9 protein-coding genes are annotated in these 7,026 nt (G+C 64.4%); 3 read left to right on the top strand and 6 right to left on the bottom strand.

Features of this window, described 5'->3' with window-relative positions; all coding sequences use genetic code 11:
- Window positions 1-398, top strand: a 398-nt coding sequence (locus NUV79_RS25015) for an electron transfer flavoprotein subunit alpha/FixB family protein (RefSeq protein ID WP_257735785.1), incomplete at its 5' end; no start/stop codon positions are given.
- Between the two features lie 293 nt (window positions 399-691).
- Here the strand turns inward: NUV79_RS25015 and NUV79_RS25010 are convergent.
- From NUV79_RS25010 to NUV79_RS24990, 5 genes are read right to left on the bottom strand one after another with little or no spacing between them, the layout of a single operon-like run.
- On the bottom strand, window positions 692-1,006 hold the full coding sequence (locus tag NUV79_RS25010) for a hypothetical protein (protein WP_173048923.1): 315 nt from the start codon (window positions 1,004-1,006) through the stop codon (window positions 692-694).
- A 26-nt stretch (window positions 1,007-1,032) separates the two neighbouring features.
- Window positions 1,033-1,443 (bottom strand): hypothetical protein, encoded by a 411-nt coding sequence (locus NUV79_RS25005; protein ID WP_257735784.1) that lies wholly within the window; start codon window positions 1,441-1,443, stop codon window positions 1,033-1,035.
- 23 nt (window positions 1,444-1,466) lie between these two features.
- Complete coding sequence (locus NUV79_RS25000; RefSeq protein WP_257735783.1) at window positions 1,467-1,982, bottom strand: hypothetical protein; 516 nt, start codon at window positions 1,980-1,982, stop codon at window positions 1,467-1,469.
- Between the two features lie 5 nt (window positions 1,983-1,987).
- Entirely contained in the window at window positions 1,988-2,743 is a 756-nt protein-coding gene (locus NUV79_RS24995; protein WP_173048929.1) for a P-loop NTPase, read from the bottom strand.
- Between the two features lie 9 nt (window positions 2,744-2,752).
- Window positions 2,753-3,481, bottom strand: coding sequence for a hypothetical protein (locus NUV79_RS24990; RefSeq protein WP_257735782.1), 729 nt, complete (start codon window positions 3,479-3,481; stop codon window positions 2,753-2,755).
- Window positions 3,482-3,811: 330 nt separating this feature from the next.
- On the opposite strand from NUV79_RS24990, the gene NUV79_RS24985 reads away from it, so the two are divergent.
- Window positions 3,812-4,183, top strand: a complete 372-nt coding sequence (locus NUV79_RS24985; protein WP_173048934.1) for a plasmid mobilization protein — start codon at window positions 3,812-3,814, stop codon at window positions 4,181-4,183.
- Entirely contained in the window at window positions 4,183-5,736 is a 1,554-nt protein-coding gene (locus NUV79_RS24980; protein WP_257735781.1) for a relaxase/mobilization nuclease domain-containing protein, read from the top strand. The genes NUV79_RS24985 and NUV79_RS24980 overlap by 1 nt, the downstream gene beginning before the upstream one ends.
- A gap of 884 nt (window positions 5,737-6,620) precedes the next feature.
- Here the strand turns inward: NUV79_RS24980 and NUV79_RS24975 are convergent.
- Window positions 6,621-7,026: hypothetical protein (locus NUV79_RS24975; RefSeq protein WP_257735780.1), on the bottom strand; the 406-nt coding region annotated here is incomplete at its 5' end.

Here is a 7,026-nt window from a genome sequence, read left to right as displayed (position 1 = left end):
CGAAGTCCGACCGTCCGGAGCTGGCCTCGGCCAAGATCATCATCTCGGGCGGCCGTGCGCTGGCCTCGGCCGAGAACTTCGGCAAGGTGATCGAGCCCGTCGCCGACAAGCTCGGCGCCGCCATGGGCGCCTCGCGCGCCGCGGTCGATGCCGGCTACGCCCCGAACGACTGGCAGGTCGGCCAGACCGGCAAGGTCGTCGCCCCCGAGCTCTACATCGCCGTCGGCATCTCCGGCGCGATCCAGCATCTCGCGGGCATAAAGGACTCGAAAGTCATCGTCGCCATCAACAAGGACGAGGAAGCGCCGATCTTCCAGATCGCCGATTACGGCCTGGTCGGCGACCTCTTCACCGTCCTGCCCGAGCTCGACGCCGGACTCGCCAAAGCCGGCAAGTAAGATTCAGCGTTCACTCGTCGGACCGCTTCTGACGGTGCTCGGGCTCCAGGCTGGCGAGATCCTCCAGCGTGGTGATGGCGGCCTTGACGGCGCCGGCCGGGGCGCTGCGCCCCTGCGCGTCGCGGAACTTGAGTCGAAGCCAGGATCCAAACTCCTGACCGCGAACAGGGAGGGTGCGACGGCCGGCATGGGTCGCCAGAGTCGCATAGGTGCGCGTTTTCCAGCGCGACAGCTCGGCGTCTCGAGCGCCACCATGATGTCGGCGTCGGTCAGCGCCTTGACGGGCTCGTCGCTCATCGCGCTTCTCCCTCGACCCTGTCCAGGAGCGGGTGGCGATCCAGGTCGACGATCGCGGTAAAGCCATCGCCGTCGCGGGCGATCCGGATGACGATGGCGTCGCCATCACAAGCGGTGATGGCGAGCTGGAGCGACCGCCCGCTGCCCATCGCGTTCGGCCCGGGCGTCCCCGGCATGGCGGCGGGCCCCACGCCGACGGGTTCGATGGCGCGGCCCTCGGGGAGGTCACAGCGCCCCTGCTGTCTCCTGTACGCCATGGCGGCGCGCCAGGTGGCGGGGAACTGCTCTTTGAACATGGCTTTGTCGAACATGACGTCGTCCTTCCTGATGATGGGGGTTAGCGGATGGGGCTGGCGCAGAAGGCCCAGGTCTCGCCGTTGACGAGGCCCGGCAGCGCGGAACAGCAGGCGCTGGTTCTGGACTGGCTCGGGACAGTGCAGGCTTCGACGGCCTGCAGCAGCCCGCTGGGAGCGAGGCGACGGGCACGCTCGCCCTCGCTGGACAGAGCCCAGATCAGCGCGCGCCGGTCGCTGTGGAGCGTCTGCAGCGTGGCGTGAAGGTGTCCCAACCCGAAGCAGCCGATGCTGAGAATGATGAGAATCGGCCAGGCCGGAATGCGCGCGTGGCGGCGAGGCTGCCCGTCGGGGGCTGCCTGGTCGGAGGCGCCGTGGCCGAGCTGGTGCCGCCCTGGATCCACATGGACCGCATTTTCCGCCGAAACCTTCGGCATGGCATTCTTGTAAAACATGAGCGATCTCCCGATGGCGAAGTTCAGGGCTTGATCAGCGTGCGGATGCCCCAGATGGCACCGGTCGAGGGGTCAGGCCCCGGCCTGCACACATCGGCCTCCATCCGCCATCCAGGTATCGAACAGTCCTCAAGGAGCTTGAGAACGCCGCTATCGGACATGCGCCGCGCCCGCGCTCCCTCTTCAGAGAAGGCCCAATGCAGGACCTTCGCGATATCGCGTTGGGCCGGCTCGGGCACGCTGGCCTGGCCAAGCGCGAAGGCGCCCGCCGCCAGGGCCAACACCGCGAGGAAAAGCGCGATCACCAGACCGCGATGGCGGGCGAGCCACGCCGAGGGCGAACGCGACACTTCCACTGCAGCGATCGTGCGGCCGAGGAAGGTCATCAGCGACGCGTACACGATCAGAAGGCTGAGCAGGACATCGCCCTGGCCCAAACGCATGGTCGTGCACGCATTCGCGATGAAGGCAGCCTCATCGTCCGTGAGGGGCCGCCCGAGAAGCTCTCGCGCGGCGCCATCGAGTGAAGCCCTGTCCATGACGATCAGCCCAGGAACCGGGCATAGGCGAGACGCGACTTCTCCCGCCACCCTTCGAGCGAGGCGCGCTCCCCGCCGGAACCGTGCTGCTCGATCCAGCTCAGCGAATGATGGTCGTCCTTGAACGCGCGCGACAGAGCCTCCGGCAGCAGCGGCACATCGATGACGCGCCCCGCGGCCAGATACCGCCTGCCCAACTCGGACTGGTTGAGCTGGCGGAACTGGTCGGGGCGGCCGAACCAGCGCGGCCGGAGTAGGTAGATCTCGGCGCCCTGCGCGGCCGTCTCCAGATCGGGCACATGGTCGTAGGAGTTGACGTGTAGGTCGAGCGGCGAGAGCACAAAGACCTTGCGCCCGACGCTACGCGCGGCGAACAGGATCGTCTGGACATGGTCGTTGAAGACTTCGACCTGGGCTCCCGGACAGGACACGATGATCGGCGACGTCGGCTCGGCTTCCGTGATCACGTCGGCGAGGGCTGTGTACCCCTCCTCCTCCGACATCCGCAGGCCGTGACATTCCTGCTCCTCGTGATGCGCGAGGATATAATCCTGAACGACGAAATCGCCGTCGACCAGGGTCGGCATCTTGCCGAGCCGGCGGAAATGGTGGTTCAGATTTGCGGCCTCGGTGCTCTTACCGACCCCGCCCTTGCCGGAGTAGAACATGAACACGGACTCAGCCTCCCCGGGCGGTCCGCTCAGCGTGGTGCTCCCGAGGGCCGCCGCCCTGGTCGAGTCGGCGCGACGATCGTTGGACATCGTAAACTCCTATTTCGGTTGCGTTTTGAGCTGAAACCGCGCGCCAGAAGAAGCGCGCGATGTCGGCGGAGATCCGCCGACATCCGGGTTGCGCGGTGCTGAGGCACCGGCATCGATATCGTTTTCAGCGTCGTCGCCCGCGCTGGCCGGATCGACTGGCGGGGCCGCCGGTGCTGCCGCGGGCAGCGCCTCGCGATGATCCCTCACCCCTGCCCTCAAGGCCTGGCCGACGGCTGGCGTCTCGTGAGCGGCATCCAGGACCGCGGGGCTTGAAAGCGATGCCTGGCTCTGGCCACCGACACTTCCCGTACCGACTGTCGGGCCCGTCGGCTCTCTCGTGGGCGTCGCTTCAGAAACGTTGTTGGGACCCTCAGATTGCGGGTTTGCAGGACGGATGGGCTCGATCCGGTCGTTGACCCTGCAAAGTCCGAGCGCGCCGAGTTTGTCGTCGTAGAACCCCGTCCCAAGGCGAGACCGGTTGACGCGGACAGAATTCGCGGCGAGGTCGGGGAAACCGGATGCCTGCCGAAGTTCGTCGGCAATCTCGCCCCAGTCCTTTTCGAGCAGCCTGAGCTTATCGATCGTCTGGACGTTGATTGCGACGACCTCCCAGCCGTAACGCGGCCTGACGACGTGATCGGCGGCGACCTCCTCGGCGCGCGCGGAGAAGGCACGCTGGATCTCCTCGGCCGAACGCCGATCCGTGACCTTCCTGCCCTTGGCTTTCGCAGTCTTCATCGCACGCTCCTGCAACGATCGATTGCAAATTCTGAGAAGTAAGTCGAAATGTATTTTTGATATACAGATTGATTAAAGATACGTATTTGAGCTGTATCAGAAATATATACTAATATTCTCGCGATATTTTCGCTGGAACGACACTGATACGAATAATATAGCTTGGAATATGACCTGATTTGATCTTTGATTAGGCAAGTCCGGCCCGTGTTAACTGGAAACCAGCAACACGGTTTTCTTGCCAAGGGGGCCCTGCCCCCTGTGGAACCCCCAACCCAGCAAAGCCGGGTGCGCCCTTCGGCGCCGGCTTCGCCGAGATCGGAGATCGAGATGAGCGAGAAGAACCGCTTTCCCCACTTGGTCGCGTTCAGGGTCGATGAGCCCACGCACACCAAGCTGACGACCGTGGCCGAGGTCGCCGGCATGCCGGTCGGCATCTGGGTCCGAGCGTTGGTGCTGAAGGCCGTGGATTCGCAGATGCGGGCACCGAAGGTTCGGCGCGCTGCGGCGAACACCGTCCAGCTCCACGCCATCCTGGAGGAGCTCAAGGCACAGGGCCGGAACCTCAACCAGATTGCGCGAGCCGCGAACGCCAACCCTGGCGCCGCGCAGATCGCGGCGGACGTCGCGCTGATGCGGGCCTCACTGGAGGCGCTGATCTCGTGCATCCTCGACCTGCTGCGCATTGAGGATGACGCTTGATGTATCTCGAGAGCATCCCGAGGAGACTGGGCGGTCTCGGTCGCCATCTCATGGATGCCGGTCGAGGCTCGAACGAACGGGTCATCGTCCGCCATGACCTCAGCCGGGATGTCCCGCACGACGTCACGCTGGCCCTGCGCATGCTGGCGGCGCCCGCCCACCGCGTCACTCGCATGAAGCGCGAGGTCGTGCATATCGTCATATCGCCGGAGCGAATGCTCAGCACGGATGAGCTGGAGACCATGCTTCGAACGATCGAGAAAGAGTACGGCATCCCCGACGGCAGCGCTCGACTGCTGGTCGAGCACGAGAAAGGCGAGCGTGCGCGGCATTATCACGTGGTCTACTCGATGGTATCGGAGGCCACCGGTAGGGCGCTGCGGTTCAATCGGTCCGGCGACCGAGATGAAATGCTCGCCCGCCGGTTCGAGATAGAACTCGGCGAGAAAATCCAGCCGAGCACCCGCGTGGAGCGGACGGCCGAACTCCTGCGCCAGCGCGGGCTCGCCGACCTGGCCGAGATCGCGGCACAGGGCCCGGTGGCGGAAAAAGGCCGGCGGACGTCCAAAGCCGAGACCCGGCAGAACGATCGACTTGGCGTTGATCAGGTGCTGCTTGACGAACGACTCCGGCAGGCCTGGCGTCTGTCCGGGAATGATATGTCCCGGCTTCGCCTCGAACTCGATGCTATGGGATTCTGCCTCGCGGCAGGTGATCAGCGTATCGCCGGCGTACCCATCGTCATGCTCGTTGATGTCGAGACGCTGAAGTCGACCAGCCTCACCCGCCATCTCAATCGCCTGGCGCTGCACGGCAACGGGCCACGGTTTCGCGAGGTTGCCATCGGCGCGAACTTCGGCGAACTGCCCCCACTGGCCGAGACGACCGCCAACTTGCGGAAGGACGCACTTCCGCGTAGCGCCGACGCCGTACTCTTCGAATTCGACCGGATGGTTGCCGAGATGGAAGCCGATGGCGAGCGCGAGGAGGCCGCCAAAGCCAAGAAGGGGCGAGCCCGTCTCGACACCCGCCTGTCGACCTTGGAGCGTGACGACCTGCGAGTCCGTCAGAAGCAGGTTCGCGACCGGTACCGGCAGCGCGATCGCATCCGGCGAGCGCGGGTCAATCGCGCTTTCATCGCCGCCGGGCTGTTCGCAGGCCCCGAGACTCGCAAGGCCGCCTTCTACCTCGTCGCGGCCGGCGTCCTCGCCACCGGCGCAGGCCTGATGCCTGCACTCGTAGTCGCAGGTATCGCAGTGGCCGCGATCCCGACCTTCCATAGCGCCAGGCGCTTGCGCGCCATCACCGATCAGGCTGCGATGCTGGAGCGCGTCGAGATGGCCCGAGAAGTTCAGGACGAGACACGCAGCTTCTTCCGGGAGCGGGCAATCCGTCAGAAAGCCATGTCCGAGAAAGCTTACGCTCAACACGCCCGAATGCGAATCCATCGCAATCGCCAGCGGAATGCCCTCACGCCCGAGGGGCCCCCGACGGGCGTCCGTCGCGCCGTCCAGGGCAGCGCGAACCGCCGCAGGGGCGGGCCGGAACGCTGACAGCGCACTACGAGTATCAGATGAAAATATTTCGGGCATCTCGGCCTTATCACGTCGGTATCAACCCACGTGTCATGACCGAGATGGGGCCTCTCGTATCAATGTTCCCAGATTCGAGCCATCCGAAAGGCTCGTTGATTGCGCGGCGCCAGGCTTAAGCTGGCGCCTCGTCAGCCGCCTATGCATGTGAGTGGTACATCCAGGCGGAAGAGTAGCCGTCACGATTGGGCCGAAACCGACGCTGTCGCTCTCTCTCGTCCCGCAACAATTCGTCGCCAATGCACCCAAATACCGCACGCTTCGGGTACCGCACGGAAAGGTCCATATCGCTTTGTCAATCGACGACCGTCTGGAGGAGCCGAAACCGACAATGACATGTCGCGAGGTCAATGGGCAGGATCGCCGAGCCATCGCGCAGAGGGTTCGACACTTGCGTCCTTCGCACGGGTCGAACGGGCGATGGAGGATTCGAGGACCGGCGACATCTACATCTGCGACCTGCACCTGAATACGATCAAGGTGAAAGCACGGGATTTTCGGTAGCCAGCACTCTCGCTTTCTCGGATCGGGATCGAGTGCGACCGTGCGACCGACGCGACCGCTTGGTGGCTCCCTTTGGTGTTCGAAAGTGCTGAGAATAGACAGCTTTTCCCCAACCTGCCGAGGTCCCATCGATGTCCATACCGTCGCGGTCTCCGGGCGCACCGGTCGCAAGGACAGCCCATCGGGAATTCGTTAGGACTTTGCTGGAAGACGCCGAGAAGCCGAGTATCGGCTGGCGCGGCCTGCTCGCGGAGCTGGAACTCAATCGAAGCGAACCAGCCTGCCATTAATCCCTTTCACCGGATCGCACGGCGTGCGTTCATGCGACGGCGATACAGAGTCTAAATGCGCTCGAAAGTGATCTGCTTCGCGCTTTCCGCGCCGACGCGCATCCTCGAGACCGTGATGCCCCTCTTTCGCAAGTCGGGGGTCAGTCGGGTGACGTGCTCTGAGAGCGAGCGAGGCTGCCGCGGCACCCCGGAATGGCGGGAGTGCCCCTTCTCCTGCAAATGGAGGCCGACCTCGACGAGCAGGTCGCTGGCCGTGCCCTGCCAACGACCGCCATTGCGATTGACCAATGCGAAGATGACCTGCCCAACCTCATCATCGTCCAGGATGTCGCTCGCGCTGGCTTCATGATTACGCTCGAAGGCAGCAATGAATGTCAAACGGCCCGCAAAGTTGCCCCCCGATTGGAGTGCGCCCTTGCGGGTAGACAGGATCAGGCTGCGGATTTGACCATGAGCC

The organism is Allobosea sp. 47.2.35, assembly GCF_024655635.1.
Taxonomy (GTDB): Bacteria; Pseudomonadota; Alphaproteobacteria; order Rhizobiales; family Beijerinckiaceae; genus Allobosea.
The sequence above is the reverse complement of the archived record's forward strand: the minus strand, read 5'-3'. Positions and strand labels throughout refer to the sequence as shown.